The sequence below is a fragment of the Pseudomonas sp. GW822-FHT04C11 genome (genome assembly GCF_058800905.1).
Map to the genome: position 1 here is coordinate 45,952 of NZ_JBXAMS010000015.1, position 19,754 is coordinate 65,705.

General features: G+C 61.3%; 18 protein-coding genes and 1 tRNA gene. 3 read left to right on the forward strand and 16 right to left on the reverse strand.

Annotated elements, in window-relative coordinates; translation table 11 throughout:
• Nucleotides 1–380: 380 nt before the first annotated feature.
• The 3 genes from AC1RJ3_RS22030 to AC1RJ3_RS22040 all read right to left on the reverse strand — a co-directional run bounded on the left by AC1RJ3_RS22030 (nt 381) and on the right by AC1RJ3_RS22040 (nt 2,476).
• Nucleotides 381–455 (reverse strand) — tRNA-Gln (locus AC1RJ3_RS22030).
• A gap of 191 nt (nt 456–646) precedes the next feature.
• Nucleotides 647–1,300, reverse strand: coding sequence for a peroxiredoxin (locus tag AC1RJ3_RS22035; RefSeq protein ID WP_347927123.1), 654 nt, complete (start codon nt 1,298–1,300; stop codon nt 647–649).
• A gap of 162 nt (nt 1,301–1,462) precedes the next feature.
• Nucleotides 1,463–2,476, reverse strand: coding sequence for a GlxA family transcriptional regulator (locus AC1RJ3_RS22040; RefSeq protein ID WP_347927124.1), 1,014 nt, complete (start codon nt 2,474–2,476; stop codon nt 1,463–1,465).
• A gap of 309 nt (nt 2,477–2,785) precedes the next feature.
• On the opposite strand from AC1RJ3_RS22040, the gene AC1RJ3_RS22045 reads away from it, so the two are divergent.
• Nucleotides 2,786–3,091 (forward strand): hypothetical protein, encoded by a 306-nt coding sequence (locus AC1RJ3_RS22045; RefSeq protein WP_054597930.1) that lies wholly within the window; start codon nt 2,786–2,788, stop codon nt 3,089–3,091.
• Nucleotides 3,092–3,191: 100 nt separating this feature from the next.
• Complete coding sequence (locus tag AC1RJ3_RS22050; protein WP_054597931.1) at nt 3,192–3,593, forward strand: hypothetical protein; 402 nt, start codon at nt 3,192–3,194, stop codon at nt 3,591–3,593.
• A 64-nt stretch (nt 3,594–3,657) separates the two neighbouring features.
• Here AC1RJ3_RS22050 and AC1RJ3_RS22055 read toward each other — a convergent pair whose 3' ends face one another.
• The 3 genes from AC1RJ3_RS22055 to gabT form a co-directional block, all read right to left on the reverse strand.
• Complete coding sequence (locus AC1RJ3_RS22055) at nt 3,658–4,146, reverse strand: Lrp/AsnC family transcriptional regulator (protein ID WP_008055821.1); 489 nt, start codon at nt 4,144–4,146, stop codon at nt 3,658–3,660.
• 45 nt (nt 4,147–4,191) lie between these two features.
• Nucleotides 4,192–4,848, reverse strand: a complete 657-nt coding sequence (locus tag AC1RJ3_RS22060; RefSeq protein WP_347927125.1) for an HAD family hydrolase — start codon at nt 4,846–4,848, stop codon at nt 4,192–4,194.
• 95 nt (nt 4,849–4,943) lie between these two features.
• Nucleotides 4,944–6,236, reverse strand: coding sequence for a 4-aminobutyrate--2-oxoglutarate transaminase (gene gabT, locus AC1RJ3_RS22065; RefSeq protein WP_347927126.1), 1,293 nt, complete (start codon nt 6,234–6,236; stop codon nt 4,944–4,946).
• 272 nt (nt 6,237–6,508) lie between these two features.
• Here gabT and AC1RJ3_RS22070 point away from each other — a divergent pair, with 272 nt between their 5' ends.
• Complete coding sequence (locus AC1RJ3_RS22070; protein WP_347927127.1) at nt 6,509–7,435, forward strand: 2-hydroxyacid dehydrogenase; 927 nt, start codon at nt 6,509–6,511, stop codon at nt 7,433–7,435.
• Nucleotides 7,436–7,493: 58 nt separating this feature from the next.
• Here the strand turns inward: AC1RJ3_RS22070 and AC1RJ3_RS22075 are convergent, their stop codons facing one another.
• The 10 genes from AC1RJ3_RS22075 to AC1RJ3_RS22120 all read right to left on the reverse strand — a co-directional run bounded on the left by AC1RJ3_RS22075 (nt 7,494) and on the right by AC1RJ3_RS22120 (nt 19,667).
• On the reverse strand, nt 7,494–8,573 hold the full coding sequence (locus AC1RJ3_RS22075; protein WP_019689743.1) for a tartrate dehydrogenase: 1,080 nt from the start codon (nt 8,571–8,573) through the stop codon (nt 7,494–7,496).
• Between the two features lie 26 nt (nt 8,574–8,599).
• Complete coding sequence (locus tag AC1RJ3_RS22080; protein WP_493080498.1) at nt 8,600–10,057, reverse strand: NAD-dependent succinate-semialdehyde dehydrogenase; 1,458 nt, start codon at nt 10,055–10,057, stop codon at nt 8,600–8,602.
• A 269-nt stretch (nt 10,058–10,326) separates the two neighbouring features.
• Entirely contained in the window at nt 10,327–11,484 is a 1,158-nt protein-coding gene (argE, locus tag AC1RJ3_RS22085) for an acetylornithine deacetylase (protein ID WP_493080500.1), read from the reverse strand.
• Nucleotides 11,481–12,635, reverse strand: coding sequence for an NAD(P)/FAD-dependent oxidoreductase (locus tag AC1RJ3_RS22090; RefSeq protein ID WP_054597938.1), 1,155 nt, complete (start codon nt 12,633–12,635; stop codon nt 11,481–11,483). The genes argE and AC1RJ3_RS22090 overlap by 4 nt, the downstream gene beginning before the upstream one ends.
• Nucleotides 12,632–14,023: an FAD/NAD(P)-dependent oxidoreductase gene (locus AC1RJ3_RS22095; RefSeq protein WP_054597939.1), complete on the reverse strand. Its 1,392-nt coding sequence runs from the start codon at nt 14,021–14,023 to the stop codon at nt 12,632–12,634. Before AC1RJ3_RS22095 ends, AC1RJ3_RS22090 begins: the two co-directional genes overlap by 4 nt.
• Complete coding sequence (locus AC1RJ3_RS22100; protein WP_054597940.1) at nt 14,005–14,313, reverse strand: (2Fe-2S)-binding protein; 309 nt, start codon at nt 14,311–14,313, stop codon at nt 14,005–14,007. Before AC1RJ3_RS22100 ends, AC1RJ3_RS22095 begins: the two co-directional genes overlap by 19 nt.
• The gene (locus AC1RJ3_RS22105; protein WP_054597941.1) at nt 14,310–16,151 is read right to left on the reverse strand and encodes an ABC transporter ATP-binding protein; all 1,842 of its coding nucleotides are present in this window, start codon (nt 16,149–16,151) and stop codon (nt 14,310–14,312) included. Before AC1RJ3_RS22105 ends, AC1RJ3_RS22100 begins: the two co-directional genes overlap by 4 nt.
• A 1-nt stretch (nt 16,152) precedes the next feature.
• The gene (locus tag AC1RJ3_RS22110) at nt 16,153–17,028 is read right to left on the reverse strand and encodes an ABC transporter permease (RefSeq protein ID WP_054597942.1); all 876 of its coding nucleotides are present in this window, start codon (nt 17,026–17,028) and stop codon (nt 16,153–16,155) included.
• The gene (locus AC1RJ3_RS22115; protein WP_054597943.1) at nt 17,025–17,981 is read right to left on the reverse strand and encodes an ABC transporter permease; all 957 of its coding nucleotides are present in this window, start codon (nt 17,979–17,981) and stop codon (nt 17,025–17,027) included. The genes AC1RJ3_RS22110 and AC1RJ3_RS22115 overlap by 4 nt, the downstream gene beginning before the upstream one ends.
• A gap of 48 nt (nt 17,982–18,029) precedes the next feature.
• The gene (locus AC1RJ3_RS22120; RefSeq protein WP_054597944.1) at nt 18,030–19,667 is read right to left on the reverse strand and encodes an ABC transporter substrate-binding protein; all 1,638 of its coding nucleotides are present in this window, start codon (nt 19,665–19,667) and stop codon (nt 18,030–18,032) included.
• Nucleotides 19,668–19,754 lie beyond the last annotated feature (87 nt).

Sequence of the window (19,754 nt, forward strand, 5' to 3'; positions counted from 1 at the left end):
CGTGCAAATTACCGAACACACTGTTTTGTATCAGGCCACAACGTCTACCCTGATCTTCACTGACCTCGCGTAAATGCAGGCCTTCGTGGCGCGTCAGATCCGAAGGATGACAAGCTCACCGGAGAGTTCGAGATAGCGGAGTGAGGTGTAAAGACAGCGTCGAAAACGACGACCAGGCATACAGAAGGAGGAACAGCCAAGGGAGAAAGTGCGGTTGTCGGCATCGACGGGGAATGTCTGGGTGCCGCTTCAGCCGATCATGTCGAATCAGCTGTCTGCCTTTGAGCAACGCTTTGAATAACGTCGCCCGGCAAAGACGCTCATCCCGAACTCGCGCAAAACCTGGTGGTTGAGGGAATACCTGGATGAACTTGGGAAAATGGCAGGGGCGGCTGGATTTGAACCAACGCATGGCAGGATCAAAACCTGCTGCCTTACCGCTTGGCGACGCCCCTGTAGCTGTTGCTGAAAGCCCCGTGAGGGCCTCTGCAAGAACGCGCGGAAATTTATCAACTTTTGTTTCGTCTGGGAAGCCCCAAAAGCACATAAATTGGTTTTAAAACAGCCACTTGCTTTTGATCGAATTAAACAACCCTCCCCTGCCCGAGCCTGAGGCAATCGTTGCAAGGGAGGGACGCCGAGTGAATTACTTCGGTTGCGCCACGGTGCGCAAATAGGGTTTCAACGTCTTGAAGCCCTGCGGGTATTTCTTCTTGGCTTCTTCGTCGGACACCGACGTGGGAATGATCACGTCCTCACCCGGACGCCAGTTCACCGGGGTGGCGACCGTGTGCTTGGCGTTTAATTGCAGCGAGTCGAGCAGGCGCAACACTTCATCGAAATTGCGTCCGGCACTCATTGGGTAGATCAGCATCGCCTTGACTTTCTTGTCCGGGCCGACGATGAACACGGAGCGCACCGTCGCGTTGTCCGCGGCAGTGCGTGAGCCGCCGCTGGCATTCGGGTGAATCATGTCGTAGAGCTTCGCCACGACCAGGTTTTCGTCGCCGATCATCGGATAATTGACCGCATGCCCCTGGGTCTCTTCAATGTCACCGAGCCAGGCCCGGTGGTCACTGACCGGGTCGACGCTGAGCCCGACTATCTTGGTGTTGCGCTTGTCGAACTCAGGCTTGAGTCCGGCCATATAACCGAGTTCAGTAGTACAGACAGGCGTGAAGTCCTTCGGATGCGAGAACAGGATCGCCCACTTGTCGCCAATCCACTGGTGGAAGTGGATCGGGCCTTCAGTACTTTCGGCAGTGAAGTCCGGTGCTTCATCGCCAATGCGAATTGCCATGTTCAATCTCCTTACAGTGACTGATGGGGAAGCTGTCAGCCCCTGACAGCGGGCCCGACGGCGTTGGGTGCCAGCGTTGATCCTGGCAACGCGAATCAGTATAGGAGACGTATCAAGACAGCCGTGACAATCGCTTGGCCCGGCCTTGCGGTGGCGTCGTTTTCATTTGACCAGTCGCGTTTCCTTGGAGGGTCTGTATCCAAAGTACGAGCTATAGCATTTGCTGAAATGGCTCGGTGAAACAAAACCGCAGGCCACCAGCACATCGACCTGGGACAGCTCGGTGTGTTGCAGCAGTCGCCGCGCCTCGGTGATCCGCAGTTCCATGTAATACCGTTGCGGCGTCGTGCCCAGTTGCTCCTTGAACAAGCGTTCGAGCTGTCGACGGGAACGACCGGCATAAACCGCCAGTTGTTCCAGCTCCAGCGGCTCTTCGAGGTTGGCATCCATCAGCTTGACCACCTCACGCAATGGCGCGCTCACACAGACATTTTCAGCTGGTTTGATGCGCCGATAACGAGACTCCTCGAAAGCCAGAATGTCCTCGATACCCTCGACCAGCGCTTTATCGTGTAGCCCCTTGATCCAGTCCAGCGCCATATGGAATGCCCCCGCGGGACTGGAAGCGGTGAGCCGGTCTCGATCAATGACAAAAGCTTCGCTGGTGACATGCGTCGCCTTGGAAATTTCCGCGAGTGCGGGGCGATGTTCCGGGTGAATGGCGCATCGATATCCATCCAGCAAGCCAGCGCTGCCGAGGAACCAGGCGCCATTCCACAACCCCGCCAGACTCACGCCACGCTCTGCCGCTGCTCGCAACAGGCTGATCAGCTCATCCGTCGCCTTCAGTTCTGTCCGGTAGCCGCCACAAATGACCAACAGGTCCAGGTCTTGAATGGCTGAAGAATCGAAACGCGCATCCGGACGAATGACCAGGCCGAGATCACTGATGACCTCCCCGTCATTCAAGCCGAACGTTCGGGAAGCGAACAACCCGGGGCGTAGCAGATTCGCGGTAACAATCGTATCCAGCGCCTGGGTGAACGCGGGCAGCGAGAAATGCTCGAGCAGCAGAAATCCTGCCCGGGTCATTTGAGCAGACTCACTGGGATTCTCATTCAGATAGCGAAGGTTTTTCCCCTTCATGCCTCCGCTAAATTGGCGTCGTTCGATCAATGTTCGACCTACTCGGTTGCGTTAACCCACCGGTCATTTGGTGCGTCGGTAAAGCGCAATGCTAACCGTATAAGTTTCAACACCACCAGCACCATTATGCAACTGCTCAGGCAAGCTGAAAGCCGTGCAAAACGGGTGACATGATTCACTTTCAGCGCCACGACCGCCCGTAACCCCGGACGGGCGTCAGCTCATGCTTCGCTATGCTTAACCACACACCGCTGGAGCGGGCGAATACGAGCTTCGTTGCGTGAGCGCGAGGAGCAAAGGCAGGGAGATGAGGCAGCTATCTGAAAAGAGAATCGAATAATGAAAATGCTAATGATGGTCGAGTGCCCGAATGAACCCTTCAACGCACTCGTCAGGGCCGGGAAGGTCGGCGAAGTCATCGGGCGAATCCTGGAAAGCATCAAACCGGAGGCTGCCTACTTTACCGAGCAGGATGGACTGCGCGGCGGGATTTTCCTGATCGACGTACAAGACTCCTCGCAGATCCCCAGCTTTGCAGAACCGTTCTTTCTCAACTTCGATGCCACCTGCAAGTTCCGTCTGGTCATGAGCCCACAAGACCTGCAAAGGGCTGGTCTGGAGGCGCTCGGAAACACATGGGGCTGAGGGCGATCAGTGCGGGGTGGTTTTGTCCGCCCCACACCGTCATCGGGTCGCGACGAACCCGCTGGGCAATAGCGGTTGCCGATAGCTATGATTGGAGACCATGACAGCCTCTCTCCAGATTCGACAACCCTGCCCGCCCGGCGCCTGCGATTGCAGGCGCGAACAGTTGCTGGACATACCCAGCGCGGACTTGCGCATCCTGCACCTGACCCGCCAGGAGGAAAAGCGCCTGCTCGACCGGCTGGAGAATCTGCAGAGCCTGGCCGACCTCGAGCACATGCAGCGGCGGATGTACGAGCAGTTAGGCATTCGCGTGCACATCACCCCAAGCGTGCACGAAGTGCGAAGCATGCGCGGCATCGGCATTCAGCTTCTGGACCTGCCAGGGCTGTGCCGCAAAACCCGTCAGTCGATTCCAGCCGCCATTCGTCGCGGTCTGGAAAAACACCCCGAGATTGCCTACGAGCTGCTTAACGCTCACGACCTTTTGCGCGATGCCTGAGGCGCCGCCCGGCGTGCACCTCTTGCAAAGACGCAGCGGGCGACAAGCGGTTACTGAGAACGTCTCAATGGCGCAGCAATTTGCGCAGCGGCACGCCATCCTTGAGCACGGGCGACTTGATGACGATGTAACTGAAGTACTTGGAGATGCCGATGTTCTTGTCCAGCAGGCTCTCGATCACTTCCTGATAGTGCTGGATGCTGCGGGTCATGAAGCGCACCAGATAATCGTAGCCACCGCTGATCAGATGGCATTCGAGCACTTCATCCACCAGGCGGATATTGGACTCGAACTTGGCGAAGTCTTCGCGCTTGTGATCGCTCAGGGTGATCTCGGTGAACACCGTGACCGAGTCAGTGATCTTGGCCAGGTTCAAATGCGCCTTGTAACTCGAGATGTACCCGGCCGACTCCAGTCGCTTGACCCGTTGCAGGCACGGGCTGGCTGACAGCCCCACGGCATCGGCCAGGCTGACGTTGGTCATGCGCCCGTCTTTTTGCAACTCAACCAAGATGCTGATGTCGATCCGGTCCAGTTTCACTAAACCTTCCATTGCGTACCTCTTGATTGCCGTTTGTAGGACAATCTTCTAGCAAAATCAGCGCCGTAAAGACAGCTGATGCTGAGCCACCAGGTCAGCCATGCTGTTGATGCAGTAATCCGCCGCACACGACGTTGCAGGTTTTGCCCGCCCGCGACAAATCAGGCACACATCGCTGGCCGTCTGCCGACCGGCAGACGGTCGGGTCACTTGCAGGATCTCCCGGGCCTCAAGCCCATTGGCCTGTAACCAGTCCCGATCCAGCAAGGGATCGCTGGCCAGTGAAATGAAGTCGTCGGGCATGACCCCCAAACGCTCACAGAGCAGCCCTCGATCTTCGGCATCCCGATCGCCCTGCACCAGCAAGCGATAGAACTTGCGCAGGTACAACATCGCGCCGGGCGCGTCCTCGAACAGCGACCAACTGGCCACCGAACGGGCAAAACTCATGCCCTCCTCCCAACTGGCTCGCAGCCCCCAGCGCTCGGCCAACTGCCGATGGGCGAAACACAGCAAGCCACTGAAGCCCAGCTCACCGAAACGCGAGTAGAGCGCACGCACCACCTCGCCGTACTCGGCCAATACCTGTTCCTTGTCCGGACGACCGCCAAGGCTGTCGAGCAGCGGTTGCAGCGCCGTCCAGACTCCCGAATCGCGATCGACCAGGACTTCATCGCAATCGATGAGCAACGCTCGATAATCAGTCAGCCCCATGGTACGCCAAGCCTCCAATAATGCACTCCGTCACTCCATGCGCCATAAATGCTCACGGGCGATACCTTGCAGTATCGCCCGGAGCACGCGGGAACTCAGTTCAAGACGCGTGCCAATGCTGCTTCAAGAATCTGCAGCGCTTCGTCGATCTGATCTTCTGTTGTCACCAGCGGCGCAAGGAAGCGCAGCACGTTGCGGTAAACGCCGCATTTGATCACCAGCAGCCCCCCCGCTCGGGCTTCGTCGATCAGCCGCTGATTCAGGTCCGCATCCGGGGTACGCGCGTCGTCATCCTTGATCAGTTCGATCGCCAGCATGAACCCGCTGCCGCGCACGTCGCCGATTTGCCGGTGACGGGCCTGCAAGCGCAGCAACCCCTGACGCAAACGCTCGCCCAGGGCATCGCCACGCGCCAGCAGCTGTTCTTGCTCGTAGGCTTCAATTACCGCCAGCGCTGCGGCGCATGACAGCGCGTTACCGCCGTAAGTACCACCCAGGCCACCAGGCAATGGCGCGTCCATGATCCCGGCCTTGCCAACCACACCGGACAACGGTAGACCACCGGCAAGACTTTTGGCGACAGTCACCAGGTCCGGCTGGATGCCGGCGTGCTGGAAACCGAACCACTTGCCGGTACGGCCAAAACCGGTCTGGATTTCATCGAGAATCAGCACAATCCCGTGTTTTTCAGTGAGGGCGCGCAACGCCTGGAGGAACTCCACCGGTGCCGAGAGGAAACCACCGTCGCCCTGGACCGGTTCAATGATGATTGCCGCAACCCGCTCAGGGGCAACCTGGGTGGCCAGCAACTCGTCCAGTGCCTTGAGCGCCATCTCGCTGCTGACGCCGCGATAGGCGTTCGGATACGGCGTATGGAACACCTCCGGCGCGAACGGCCCGAAGTTCTGCTTGTACGGCTGGCTCATGCCGGTCAGCGTGGTGCCGAGCAAGGTGCGACCGTGAAACCCGCCACGAAACGCAATCACCGCTGAGCGATTGGTGTGAGCGCGGGCGATCTTCACCGCGTTTTCCACGGCCTCGGCGCCAGAGGTAAAGAACGCCGCTTTATAGGCTTCGTTGCCGCCGATCATTTCGCACAGGCGCTGGGCCAGATCGAGATAAGGCTTATAGGCCACCACCTGAAAACATGCGTGGGAGACCTTTTGCAACTGGGCCTGCACCGCGGCGACCACCTTGGGGTGGTTATGACCGATGTTCAGCACGCCAATGCCGCCGACAAAATCCAGGTAGCGCTTGCCGTCCACGTCCCACAACTCGGCACCTTGGGCGCGATCGATCACCAACGGGTGAGCGGTAACCAGGCCACGTGGCACGAATTGATCGCGCTGACGGAGCAAATGAGGGGTTTCGTCGACTTTGCTGTTCATGGCATTTCCCATCGTGAGTCCGGCAACCGGGAGGTGGTTGCGATGGTGTTCAGGTTAAGGCTTGTGCGAAACGAACTACGCCGAACTTGCGCCCTGAGAAATTCGGATCGACTGTTTTCACCCCGCCAAACGGCAGATTCCTTCAGCCCGCCGAATCTGCCGGGGCATGCCTGATAGAAACAGGCGCAACGCGTTTAACCCGGCCCTTTCGACAGATCCTGCGCTGGCGTTGCGCGATGATGGACAGCCTCTTCACCCTTCAGGAAATGCCCATGGCCCTGCTTTATAAAGCTGACCCGGTACGCGGCGAACAGTGGAAAGCGCTGTTCGCCGAGCATGCCCCGGATATCGAATGGCGCGCCTGGCCGGACATCGGCGATCCCAAAGACATTCAGTACCTGGCCGCCTGGCAGGCACCGGATGATCTCGAGGTTCTGCTGCCCAATCTGCGCGTATTGTTTGCGTTGTCCGCCGGGGTCGATCAACTGGACTTGAGCCGCTTGCCGACAAACTTGCCGGTGGTGCGCCTGCTGGACCCTGGCATCACTCGCGGCATGTGCGAATACGCCAGTTTCGCGGTGCTCAGCCTGCACCGGGACATGCTGCGCTATCGCCAGCAACAAATGGCCCGGTGCTGGCAGGCTCACTTGCTGCAACCGGCAGCCAAGCGCCGGGTTGGCGTCATGGGCCTCGGGACCCAGGCCCGGCAGATTCTGGCGACCTTGCAGCCCCTGGGTTTTACGTTGTCCGGCTGGGCGCGCAGTGCCCATCAAGTCCCGGGCGTCGATTGCCATGCCGGCAACGAGCAACTGCCAGCGTTCCTGAGCCAGTGCGACATTCTGTTGTGCGTACTGCCGCTGACCGAACAGACCCACGGCATCCTCGACCGCACACTGTTCCAGCAACTGCCCCGTGGCGCAGCGCTGATCAACATGGGCCGTGGCGGGCATCTGGTGGAAAGTGATTTGCTCGAGGCGCTGGACAGCGGGCAACTGAGCGGTGCGGTACTCGATGTGCTACAGGAAGAACCGGCGCCGGTGGATCATCCGTTTTGGGACCATCCGCAGATTCTGCTGACCCCGCACATTGCGGCGATGACACAACCGGAAAGTGCGTTTGGGGTGTTGTTGGAGAATATTCGGCGGTATGAGCGGGGGGAGAAAATGGTGGGTGAAGTTGATCGCATCCAAGGTTACTGACTAAAACACCATTGAGGCATTCCCACGCTCTGCGTGGGAACGATCAACATCAACAAACTCAAAGTCGGTCAGCAATCGCCTTTCCAACATCCTGAGTCGAGCCCTTCCCGCCCAGATCCGGCGTGATCGGCCCCTCGGCAATCACCCGCTCGATTGCCTGCAAAATCCCGTCATGCGCCGCGCGATAACGCTCATCACCGTTACCGAGGAAATCGAGCATTAATGCCCCGGACCAGATCATCGCAATCGGGTTGGCGATGTTTTGCCCGTAGATATCCGGCGCCGAGCCATGCACCGGTTCGAACAGCGATGGAAAACGCCGCTCCGGGTCGAGATTTGCCGATGGCGCAATGCCGATAGTGCCAGCACACGCCGGCCCGAGGTCGGAGAGAATGTCGCCGAACAGGTTCGACGCCACCACCACATCAAAGCGGTCCGGTTGCAACACGAAACGCGCGCACAGAATGTCGATGTGCTGTTTGTCCCAGGTGATCTCCGGGTACTGCGCGGCCATCAATGCGGTGCGCTCATCCCAGTACGGCATGCTGATGGAAATCCCGTTGGACTTGGTCGCCGCCGTCAGGCGTTTGCGCGGTCGGGTCTGGGCCAGCTCGAAGGCGAACTTGAGAATCCGGTCGACGCCGCGTCGGGTGAACACCGACTCTTGCAGCACGAACTCATGCTCGGTGCCTTCGAACATCTTGCCGCCGACCGAGGAATATTCACCTTCGGTGTTCTCACGAATCACCACGAAATCGATATCCCCCGGCTTGCGGCCGGCCAATGGGCACGGCACGCCGGGGAATAACCGCACCGGGCGGATATTCACGTACTGGTCGAAATCCCGACGGAATTTCAGCAGCGAACCCCACAGGGAAATGTGGTCCGGCACCTTGTCCGGCCAGCCCACGGCGCCGAAGTAAATCGCATCAAAACCCTTGAGCTGTTCGAACCAGTCGTCGGGCATCATCTGCCCGTGCTCCAGGTAGTAATCGCAGTGCGCCCAGTCGAGCACCTCGATGCTCAACTCCAGCTGCCATTTCTTCGCCGCCTGCTCCAGTACCCGCAGCCCTTCGGGCAGGACTTCCTTGCCGATGCCATCGCCGGCAATCGCGGCGATTCTGAATGTCTTGCTCATCAATCGTGGCTCCCCGTGTCTGTGAGTTACAGCCCGCCAATGTGGAAGGCTTTGACTTCAAGGTATTCATCCAGGCCGTACTTGCTGCCTTCACGGCCCAGGCCCGACTGCTTGATGCCGCCGAACGGCGCGACTTCCATGGAAATGATCCCGGTGTTGAGGCCGACCATGCCGAACTCCAGCGCTTCGCCGAAACGCCACGAGCGGCGCAGGTCCTGAGTGAAATAGTAGGCGCCCAGTCCATAAGGCGTGGCATTGGCCAGCGCGAGTGCTTCGGCCTCCTCGGTAAAGCGCATTAACGGCGCCACCGGGCCGAAGGTTTCTTCGTTGGCCAGCAGCATGCCGGCGTGGGTATCGCCGAGTACCGTTGGCTGGACAAATTGACTATCGCCCTCGGGAACACCACCGCAGAGCAACCGCGCGCCCTGGCTCAGGGCATCGTCGATATGCCGGGCGACTTTGCTCACTGCCGCCGGATTGATCAGCGGGCCGATGGTGACATCGGCGTCGAGGCCATTGCCGACTTTGAGCTTGCCCACCTCCTCCACCAGCCGCTGGGCGAAGCGCTCGTAGATGCCGTCCTGCACCAGGATGCGGTTGGCACAGACGCAGGTCTGCCCGGCGTTGCGAAACTTGCTGAGCATGATGCCCGCCACCGCCTGCTCCAGGTCAGCATCGTCGAACACAATAAATGGCGCATTGCCGCCCAGCTCCAGGCTCAAGCGCTTGATGTGTTCGGCGCTCTGGCGCATCAGCAAGCGGCCGACCGCTGTCGAGCCGGTGAAGGAAATCTTCCGTACGCTCGGGTTGCCGGTCAGCTCTTCACCGATGCCGGCGGGCATTCCGGTCAGCACGTTGAACACCCCGGCCGGAATCCCGACGCGTTCGGCCAGCACTGCCAGCGCCAGCGCCGACAATGGCGTCAGGTCCGAGGGTTTGACGATGATCGGGCAACCCGCCGCCAAGGCCGGCGCGCACTTGCGGGTGATCATCGCGTTGGGGAAGTTCCACGGGGTGATGGCGGCGCAGACCCCCACCGGTTGCTTGAGGGTCAGCAGTCGGCGGTCGCCGCTGGGGGCCGGTATGGTTTCGCCGTAAACCCGGCGGGCCTCTTCGGCAAACCATTTGACGAAACCGGCGCCGTAGCGAATTTCGCCTTTGGCTTCGTTGAGCGGTTTGCCCTGCTCGCAAGTCATGATCAACGCGAGGTCATCGAGGTTGTCGATCATCGCCTGATACCAGCGCTCCAGCAGCGCCGCACGTTCGGCCGCTGGGCGGGCGCGCCAGGCTGGCCAGGCTTTTTCGGCGGCGTCGATGGCGCGGCGGGTTTCCGTGCCTTGCATCGCCGGTACGCGGGCAAGCAACTGGCCGTTGGCCGGGTCGATGACGTCGAGGGTCGCGGCGTTGTCGGCGCCGATCCACTGCCCGTCGATGTAGGCGAGTTCTGCCAAAAGGCTTGGGTCTTTCAAACGATTCTTGAGCATGGTCGAGTCCTGATCCGAGACACTTGCCAGTCTAGGGAGGTGCCTCGGAAGAGGATGCTGAAAGCGCCTTGAGGGCAGCGTCGGATGCTGAAAATCGCGGTGGGACGGCAGGCTCTACCGAAGGGGTTCGAGGAGCTGACAACCAACCCGCAACCCTGTGTGGATGCGGTGTGCCTGTCGAAATGGGATTACAGGTTTCAGGGCCGCTTCGCGACCCAGCGGGGGCAAGCCCCCTCGCCACAGGGAATCGTATCGCCTGGGAATGATCATCACTGTTTCAGGGAACCGAGCAACCCCTCGAGAAACCGCTCCCCGGCCTCCATCTGGCTGATCTCGATGAACTCGTCCGGCTTGTGCGCCTGTTCGATCGAACCCGGTCCGCAGACCACCACCGGCGCATCCAGGCGCTGCTTGAACAAACCGCCTTCGGTGCCGAACGAGACTTTGGCGGTGCCGGTATCCGGTGCGGCGAAGTTCTTCAGAAAGCGCACCGCTTCGACACTCGGATGGGTATCGAGACCCGGATAAACGTTGAGGGTTTCAATCTCGATGTCCGCCACACTGGAGAGCTTTTTGGCCTCGCGCACGATTACTTCCGCACGCTCTTGCATCTGCGCCAGGAACTGATCCAGATCGTCTGCCGGCAGGTTGCGCACTTCGAAGTCGAGGGTGCAGAGGTTCGGCACGATGTTCAGCGCCTTACCGCCGACAATCTGCCCGACATGCACCGTGCTGTAAGGCACGTCGTAGTCCGCATCCTGAGCGCCCTGCTCTTGCAATTGCTGTTGGCTTTGACGCAGTGCCGCGATGAAATCGCAGGCCACATGAATCGCATTGACCGAGCGCGGTGCCAGCGATGAGTGCGCCTCCAGCCCCCGACAGTACGTGCGATAAGACCCCTTGCCCTTGTGCCCGAGCACAAACTGCATGTTGGTCGGCTCACCAATCAGGCACAGGAATGGCCGCACCGGCGCCAGGTGCAACACGTCGAGCAAACGCCGCACACCGACGCAACCGGTCTCTTCGTCATGGGACAGCGCCAGTTGCAGTGGTCGGCTCAACGAATGGTCGGCGGCGTCGAGCATGGCGTCGATGGCCAACGCGATAAAGCCCTTCATGTCGCAGCTGCCGCGACCGTAAATCCGCCCCTCCTGCACCGTCGCCTGAAACGCCGGAACGGTCCAGGCCTGGCCCGCTGCCGGGACCACGTCGGTGTGCCCGGACAGCAGAATCCCCGGCAACTCCTTAGGGCCGGTGCTGGCGAACAGATTGGCCTTCTTGCCTGTTTCATCCTTGACGATCAGCGACTCGATGCCCTTGCTCAGCAGCAGGTCGCGCACGTACTCGATCAAGGCCATATTCGACTCCGAAGACACGGTATCGAAGGCCATCAGCCGTTTGAGAATATCCAGTACACGGGGTTTCATGAGGCCTTGCTCCGTTGCTCGGCTGAAAGGGCGAACCGGCGAATGGAGAACGGCTCAATCGAAGTGTTGGTGCTGCCGGTGCTGATCAGTTCGGCCATCACGTCGCCGACGCCCGGGCCAAGCTGAAAGCCGTGACCGCAGAAGCCGAACGCGTAGAACAACCCGTCGACCGTACCGCTGCGGCCCATCACCGGCAGGGAATCGGGCATGTAACCTTCGATGCCGCTCCAGACGCGGATGATGTTCAGGTTGCCGACACCCGGCAGCAGGCGCCGCATCTGCTGGATCTGGTTGAGGATGCTGCGCGGCTCGACCTGGGCCCGACGGTTCAGCATGTCCGGCTTGCTGCGGTAGCCACCGCCGATGACGATGTTGCCGCGCGGGATCTGCCGGAAGTAAATCACTTCCTCGGGAATTTTCGTGTACACGCCGATCACCGTTGGCAAGGCGTACGGCACCGGCTCGGTCACGGCCATTTGCGGGCCGTGAGTGTCCAGCGGCACCGGTTCGCCGAACTGCGCCGACAGCTTCTGGCCCCAGGCACCGGCGGTAATCAGCAACTGTTCGGCGCTGAACTGGCGACCATCGGTGGTGGTGACGGTGAACTCACCGCCAACCTTTTGCACTTCGGCGACTTCGGTCTGCTCTTCGATCCGCGCACCGAGACGCCGTGCGGCGCGGGCAAACGCCGGGGCCGCCAGACGCGGGTTGGCATGGCCGTCGTGGGGCGCGTAGGAACCGCCCTTCACATCCGGTCCAAGAAACGGAAAACGCTGGTGCAGTTCGGCGCCGCGATAGATTTTCAGGTCCAGTTGCGCCGCCTCGGGAGCGGCGGCGTAGGCCTCCAGTTCGGCGATTTCGTCTTCGCGGTAGCACACGCGCATGTGCCCACTGGCGATGAATTCGAGGTCGTCGTCGATCAACTCCGGCAAGCGTTTCCACAACGCCCAGGAACGGTTGGCCAATTCCAGTTGCCCGAGGAATCGCCCCTGGCGCCGGACGTTGCCGAAGTTCACGCCGCTGGCGTACTGACCGATCTGGTCGCGCTCCAGCAAGATCACCGACTGCCCGCGCTGGCGCAGGAAAAACGCCGCCGCCGAGCCCATCAGGCCGCCCCCGACAATCACCACATCGGCCTTCTGTAGCGTCATGGCGACACCTCCTCGGTGAGCATCGAAAGCGGTTTGACCGGCGCCTGACCACGCTGGCGACCGACCAGTTGCACATTGACGCCGGCCGCAGCGGCAATCACCTCGGCCCCCGCCTGGGAGCAATAACGGCCCTGGCAGCGGCCCATGCCGACCCGGCTGAACGCCTTGGCCCGATTGACTTCACAGGCGCCCTTTTCGCTGACGGTGCGACGCAATTCGCCGGCGCTGATCATTTCGCAGCGGCAGACAATGGCCGAGTCGGGCAAGGCCTTGGCTTGTTCGGCAGGCCAGGGAAACGCCTGGGCCAGGCCGAGACGAAACTGGTCCATCAGCGCCAGGGCGCGGCGTTGTTCGTCGCGCAACCCGGCGTCCACCGGCTGGTGCAGATCCTCCAGCAGCGCCATGGCCACCAGGCGCCCGGCGTGCTCGGCGGCATCCGCGCCACGAATTTTCGAGCCATCGCCGGCGGCATACACACCATTCACCGAGGTCCGGCCTTCTTCATCGGTGGCCAGCCACCATTGACTGGACGCCTCATCGAAGCGCAAACGGCAACCGGCCAGATCCGCCAATTGGGTTTCCGGGCGCAGGTGATAACCCAGCGCCACGGCATCGCACTCAACGGTCAACGTCTTGCCTTCGGCGGTCCGCACCCGCACACCACTGACACCGCGCTGGGCATCGCCCAGCACTTGCAACGGAGAAATCCCCAGGTGCACCGGGATCTTCGCCCGGTACAGCTGCGCCAACAGTTTCATCCCGGTGAACAGCACTCCGGGGCGCGCCAGCAGCTTCGGCAAGGCGCCGATGCGCTTGCTCAACGGCGAAGTGTCGAGCACCGCCGCCACGTTGGCACCGGCCTTGAGGTATTGACTGGCGACCAGATACAGCAACGGCCCGCTGCCCATGAACACCACGCGATGACCAATCGACACCGCCTGGGACTTGAGCGCGATCTGCGCGCCACCGAGGCTGTAGGTGCCCGCCAGTTGCCAGCCTTCGATCGGCATCAAGCGGTCGGTGGCGCCGGTGCAGAGGATCAGCGCGTCGTAATCAACCGTCGAGTGTTTGCCCTGGCTGACGCAGCACAGTTGCCCCGGTGTAAGGTTCCACACCAGCGTGTCCGGGCGGTAGTCGATCAACCCGCGCAAGCGGTCGAAGCTTTGGTGCAAGTCTTTGGCCTTGGCCGCTTCGGTACCGTACAGCGTCGCGTAATCGCGGGTAAATCCTTCTGGTTGGCGACGGTAGATCTGCCCGCCATCCCGACGATTTTCATCGATCAGGATCGGTTTGCAGCCCGCCGCCAGCAAGGTTTCGGCGCAGCGAATGCCGGCCGGCCCGGCGCCGACGATCACCACTCGATGAGTGCTCAGCCGTGCAGTGGCCATATCGCCTCCGGTTGTGTGGTGATGATATCCAGCCCTTCACGGACTTCGTTGGAACAGGCACGCAGCCGTTCGCCGCTGCGGGTCCAGACCCAGCAATCCTGACAGGCGCCCATCAGGCAAAAACCGGCCCGCCGGCCCGAGTCGAACTCCGACTGACGCAGCGCCGAACCCTGGGTCAGCAACGCGACCATCAGCGTGTCGCCCTGCAACGCCTCGATGGGTGTGCCGTCCACCGTCAATTTGACGGTCGGCCGGCCCTGCTCGGCCAGCCTCACAAAACGCCCCTTCATGCATAGGCTCCCTGAATCATGCTGTTCAAATCCTGCTGGGTTTTCAGCAGCTCGGCACTGTCGTGGTGACAAAGGATTTCACTGCCGCCGACAAGCGTCCGGCGGTTTGGCGCGGTGCGATTGCACAAACCGTCGACCCGTACCGGGCAGCGATTGAGGAACGTGCACAGCTCCGGCACGTTGGCTTTGGCACCGATCGGCGGCAGCGTGCCGCAGGTGGTGCCGCAGTTCTCCAGCCAGCCCTGACGCAACTCCGGCACCGAATGAATCAACAGGTCGGTGTACGGATGGAAAGGCGCCTGGGCAAACGACTGCCGACTGCCCTCCTGAACCTTGTAGCCGCTGTACATCACCACGATGTCGTCGCACAGCGCGCGCACGGTGGAGATGTCGTGGCTGATGAACAGATAGGACACCCCCAACTCCTGACGCAGGTCGCGCAGCAGTTCAAGAATCGCCGCGCCGACCACCGTATCCAGCGCCGAGGTCACTTCGTCGCACAGGATCAGGTCCGGCTTGGCCGCCAGAGCCCGGGCCAGGTTGACCCGTTGCTTTTGCCCGCCGGAGAGTTCATTCGGCCGACGCTCGGCCAGGCTCCGCGGCAAGCGCACCAGGTCCAGCAGTTCGCCGATACGCTCGCGCAAGGCGGCGCCCTTGAGGCCGAAATACATTTTCAGCGGCCGGCTAAGAATGGTGCTGATGCTGTGCATCGGGTTGAGCGCGGTGTCGGCGTTCTGGAAGACCATTTGAATGCGCCGGAACTGTTCGTCGGTACGCTCGGACAGGCTGCCGCCCAGTGGCTGACCATCAAAGGTCAGGCCACCCAACGCCGGCGTCAGCAACCCGGCCACCACCCGCGCCAGGGTCGACTTGCCGGAACCCGATTCACCGATCACGCCGATGGCCTGGCCCCTGCGCACCGTCAGGTCGATGTCTTCCAGCACGCGGATCGACGGCATGCCTTGGGTGTTTTTGTTGCCATAGCCGGCGGTCAAACCTTTGATGGTCAGCAGTGGCTGATCTTCGGCCACACCACAGGGCGGGCGGATCGTTGTATCCGGGCGCGCCGCCGCCAGCAGGCTACGGGTGTATTCATGGGCCGGGCCTTTGAGCAAGGGCGCGGTGGCGCTCTGTTCGAAGATCTGGCCGCCATTGAGCACCACAATCTGATCGGCCATTTGCGCCACCACGGCCAGGTCGTGGGACACGTAGACCGCCGTCGCCCCACGCTCACGTACCACCCGCTTGAAAGCGCGCAGCACGTCGATTTGAGTGGTCACATCGAGCGCGGTGGTCGGCTCGTCGAGCACCACCAGCAACGGATCGCTGATCAGCGCCATCGCCGCCATCACCCGCTGCAGCTGTCCGCCGGACACTTGGTGCGGATAGCGTTGGCCGATGTGTTCAGGGTCCGGCAGGGCCAGGTCGCGGAACAGCTCGATGGCTTTGGCTTCGAGCACGGTCCGGTTGCCCAGGCCGTGAATCAGCGCGCCCTCCACCACTTGGTCGATGAGTTTTTTCGCCGGGTTGAACGCCGCCGCAGCGCTTTGCGCGATATACGACACACGGTTCCCGCGCAGGCCTTGCAGTTCACGTTCGCTCAACGCCAGCATGTCGTGTTCACCGACTTGCACCACGCCGCCGGCCAACCGGCAACCGCGCCGGGCGTAACCGAGCAGCGCCAGGGCGATGGTGGTCTTGCCGGAGCCCGACTCACCGATCAGCGCCAGCACTTCGCCTTTTTCCAGGGAGAAGCTCACACCCTTGACGATTTCTACTTCGCCGCGTTCGCCACAGGCGACCACGCGCAGGTCCTGGACCCGAATCAATTCACTCATTTCAATGCCCCCCCGTACGTCGACTACGCCGGGACGACAGCCTGTCGATAAACAGATTCACGCCAATGGTCAGGGTGCCAATCGCCAGCGCCGGAATCACGATGGCCGGCGCGCCCTGATTGAGGCCGCCAATGTTTTCGCGCACCAGCGACCCGAGGTCGGCATCTGGCGGTTGCACGCCCAGGCCGAGGAAGCTCATGCCGCTGAGCAACAGCACAATGAAACCGAAACGCAGCCCAAGGTCAGTCAGCACCGGGTTGAGCATGTTGGGCAGGATTTCCACACAGGCGATATACAGCCGGCGTTCACCACGGGTTCGGGCCACTTGTACGTACTCCAGCGCTTCGATGTTCACCGCCATGCTGCGGGCAATGCGGAACGCGCCGGGGGTGAAACTCAGCACTGCGGTGCAGATCAGCAACGTCACCGAAGAGCCGAAGGCCGAGACCATGATCAGCGCCAGCATCTTGCTCGGGATCGAAATGAACGCGTCCATCAAGCGGCTGATGATTTCATCCAGCCATTTCGGCGAAACCACCGACAACAGTGCGCAGCTGGTGCCCAGACCGCTGGCCAGCACGGCGGCAACCAGCGCCAGGCCGACCGTGAAACGGGCGCCGACGAGGATTCGGCTGAGCATGTCGCGGCCCAGGTAATCGGTGCCAAAGGGGTACGCTGCACTCAGGCTATCGAAGACATTGTCGGAGACCACTTCACCGACCGGGTGCGGCGCCAGCCACGGGCCGAAGACCGCCACCAGCAACCAGATAAAACACATCGCTGCCCCGACCAGACCCAGCCAGGATGGCCCGTTTGACACCTTGCCAACCGACAGGTCGGGGGTCACAGGCATCGATTTCACAATGAGCTTGTTCATTGGTTTCTCAGCCTTGGATTGGAAAGAATCGCGCACAGGTCGGCAATCAGCACCAACCCCAGGTACGCCGTGCAAAACAGCATGGTGCAGGCCTGGACCAGCGCCATGTCACGGTTGGTCACCGCATCGACCATCAGGCTGGCGATGCCGGGATAGTTGAAGATCGTCTCGACGATCACCACCCCGCCCAGCAGGTAGGACAGACTCAAGGCGATGGCATTGGCAATCGGCCCGATGGCATTGGGCAAGGCATGGCGCAGGACGATCCGCACCGGGCTCACGCCTTTGAGCCGGGCCATTTCCACATACGGGCTATCGAGTTGATCGATCACCGCCGCTCGGGTCATGCGCGCCATTTGCGCAACGATCACGCAGCAGAGCGTCATCACCGGCAAGGCGTACGTGCGTAGAAATTGCAGCGGTGAAGTGATGTCGCTGGCATAGGACAGCGCCGACAACCAGCCCAGGTTCACCGCAAAAATCAGCACCGCCAGCGTCGCTACCAAAAACTCCGGTACGGCGACCATCGCCAGGGTGACAAAGCTGAGAAAGCTGTCGATGCGCCCGCCCCGGCCCATGGCCGAACCGATGCCCAGAATCAACGCCACCGGCACTGACACCAGCGCCGTGGCGGCCGCCAGCATCAGCGTGTTGGGCACCCGACCGGCCATCAAGTCGCTGACCGGCATAGCGTTGGAGACCGACAGGCCCATGTCGCCGCTGAGCAGGCTCATCAACCAGTGCAGGTAACGCAACACACCGGGCTGATCGAGCCCCAGTTTCAGCCGCAGTGCCGCCACCTGTTCCGGCGTGGCGAACTGCCCGAGGGCCTGTTGTGCCGCGTCCCCCGGCAGTACCGCCGTGATGGCGAAAACCACCATGGACACGATCAACAAGGTCACGATCGCGGCGCCCATGCGCCGGCCGATCAACCACAGTGTGTTGCTATTCATCGCCCTGTTCTCCTGCAATGTTGCTACGGCACAAACCTCATCGGCGCATCAAGCGTCCAGCCAGACCTGCTCGGCGAACATGTAGCCCATGAAGCCGCCCAACGGGTTGCTGCCATAGCCTTTGACGCGCTGGTCGACGCCGTCGATGTTGCTGATGAACACCGGGATGCCGATACCGCAGTGGTCATGCGCCAGGGTCTGCATGTCCGCGTACATCTTGCTGCGCTTGGCGTCGTCGGTTTCCGCGCGGGCGAGCATCAGCAACTGGTCGAACTGGTCGTTCTTCCAGCCCGATTCGTTCCACGGTGCGCTCGACTGGAAGAACTGCGAAAACATCACGTCGGCGTTCGGCCGCGGGTTGATGTTGCCGAAGCTCAACGGGTGCTTCATCCAGTGGTTGGACCAGTAGCCGTCGCTGGGCAGGCGGTTGACGTCGAGCTTGAGCCCGGCCTGTTTCGCCGATTGCTGCAGCAGCACGGCGATGTCCACCGAACCGGTCGCCGCAGGTGATGCCACCAGCGGCATGTTGATGCTGTCCATGCCGGCCTTCTTCAGCAGGAACTTGGCTTTCTCCGGGTCGTAGACGGTCTGCGGCAGGTCAGCGTTGTAGTAGCGCGAGCCGGGGGCAATCGGATGGTCGTTACCGACCACTGCAAAACCACGGAACACTGCGGATTTGATCTGCTCGCGGTCCATCAGGTACTTCATGGCCTGGGTGAATTCCGCGCTTTTGCCGGGCATCTGATCCTGACGGATGATCAAGTCAGTGTAGTTGCCCGAGGGCGCATCGACGACGCGGTGGCCGGCGCTGGCCTTGATTCGCGTGGTGGAGCGCGGGTTGACCTCGTTGATCATGTGCACGTCGCCCGACAGCAGCGCGTTGACCCGCGATGGCTCGTCGGCAATGGCGATGAACTCGATCTCGTCCAGGTAAGGCAGGCCCGGTTTCCAGTAGCCGGTATTGCGCGCAGCAATCGAACGCACGCCCGGTTTGAATTCCTTGACCTTGAACGGCCCGGTACCGATGCCCTGATTGAAGTCGGTGGTGCCTTCGGGAACGATCAGCAGGTGCGACACGGCCAGGATCGACGGCAGTTCGGCGTTCGGCGCGCTCAGGCGGATCTGTACTTCATTGGGGCCAGTGGCCTTGATCTCGGCGAACTGCTCCATCAGCGGCATGACCTTGGAACCGGTCAGCGGGTCCTTGTGTCGCGACAGCGAGAACACCACGTCGGCGGCGCTCAGGGTTTTGCCGTTGTGGAAGGTCACGTCCTTGCGCAAGGTAATGGTCCACAGCGTGGCATCGGTGTTGTCGATGCGCTCGGCCAGCTCCAGTTGCGGCACCAGATGGCTGTCGAAACGGGTCAAGCCGTTGTAGAACATATAGTGGCGCACGTAGTCGGTGGACAGCGCACCCTTGGCCGGGTCCAGAGTATCGGCGGTGGAGCTGGACATGCCGGCGACGCGAATCCGTCCGCCCGGCTTGCCTTTGCCGGGGCTTGCGGCTTCGTCGGCGAACAGTTTGCCGGCGGCGCCGAACAGGCTGCCGGCGCCCGCTGCAGCCACCCCGGCGACACCGAGCAATTGCAACGCGTTGCGGCGCGACATGCCGCGATTGAGGCCTTCGAAGACTCTCAGGCTTTCCTGGCCGGAGATGAGTTTGGAGTCGATCTTGTTATCAGTCATATCTGTTGTACCTGTCGATAAAGAGAAGGCTCGAGTGTTCCGGTTGACCGGAACGTCCTGGAAACGCAAACGACGGTAAAGCCACAA

Excerpts from the sequence above, each read along its gene's own strand:
- AC1RJ3_RS22100 (WP_054597940.1), bottom strand. The coding sequence starts at position 14,313 with ATGAAGGGGCGTTTTGTGAGGCTGGCCGAGCAGGGCCGGCCGACCGTC.
- AC1RJ3_RS22090 (WP_054597938.1), bottom strand. The coding sequence starts at position 12,635 with ATGACGCTACAGAAGGCCGATGTGGTGATTGTCGGGGGCGGCCTGATG.
- AC1RJ3_RS22075 (WP_019689743.1), bottom strand. The coding sequence starts at position 8,573 with ATGAGCAAGACATTCAGAATCGCCGCGATTGCCGGCGATGGCATCGGC.
- AC1RJ3_RS22115 (WP_054597943.1), bottom strand. The coding sequence starts at position 17,981 with ATGAATAGCAACACACTGTGGTTGATCGGCCGGCGCATGGGCGCCGCG.
- AC1RJ3_RS22120 (WP_054597944.1), bottom strand. The coding sequence starts at position 19,667 with ATGACTGATAACAAGATCGACTCCAAACTCATCTCCGGCCAGGAAAGC.
- AC1RJ3_RS22095 (WP_054597939.1), bottom strand. The coding sequence starts at position 14,023 with ATGGCCACTGCACGGCTGAGCACTCATCGAGTGGTGATCGTCGGCGCC.
- argE (WP_493080500.1), bottom strand. The coding sequence starts at position 11,484 with ATGAAACCCCGTGTACTGGATATTCTCAAACGGCTGATGGCCTTCGAT.
- AC1RJ3_RS22055 (WP_008055821.1), bottom strand. The coding sequence starts at position 4,146 with ATGGAAGGTTTAGTGAAACTGGACCGGATCGACATCAGCATCTTGGTT.
- AC1RJ3_RS22110 (WP_054597942.1), bottom strand. The coding sequence starts at position 17,028 with ATGAACAAGCTCATTGTGAAATCGATGCCTGTGACCCCCGACCTGTCG.
- gabT (WP_347927126.1), bottom strand. The coding sequence starts at position 6,236 with ATGAACAGCAAAGTCGACGAAACCCCTCATTTGCTCCGTCAGCGCGAT.
- AC1RJ3_RS22035 (WP_347927123.1), bottom strand. The coding sequence starts at position 1,300 with ATGGCAATTCGCATTGGCGATGAAGCACCGGACTTCACTGCCGAAAGT.
- AC1RJ3_RS22045 (WP_054597930.1), top strand. The coding sequence starts at position 2,786 with ATGAAAATGCTAATGATGGTCGAGTGCCCGAATGAACCCTTCAACGCA.
- AC1RJ3_RS22080 (WP_493080498.1), bottom strand. The coding sequence starts at position 10,057 with ATGCTCAAGAATCGTTTGAAAGACCCAAGCCTTTTGGCAGAACTCGCC.
- AC1RJ3_RS22105 (WP_054597941.1), bottom strand. The coding sequence starts at position 16,151 with ATGAGTGAATTGATTCGGGTCCAGGACCTGCGCGTGGTCGCCTGTGGC.
- AC1RJ3_RS22070 (WP_347927127.1), top strand. The coding sequence starts at position 6,509 with ATGGCCCTGCTTTATAAAGCTGACCCGGTACGCGGCGAACAGTGGAAA.
- AC1RJ3_RS22060 (WP_347927125.1), bottom strand. The coding sequence starts at position 4,848 with ATGGGGCTGACTGATTATCGAGCGTTGCTCATCGATTGCGATGAAGTC.
- AC1RJ3_RS22050 (WP_054597931.1), top strand. The coding sequence starts at position 3,192 with ATGACAGCCTCTCTCCAGATTCGACAACCCTGCCCGCCCGGCGCCTGC.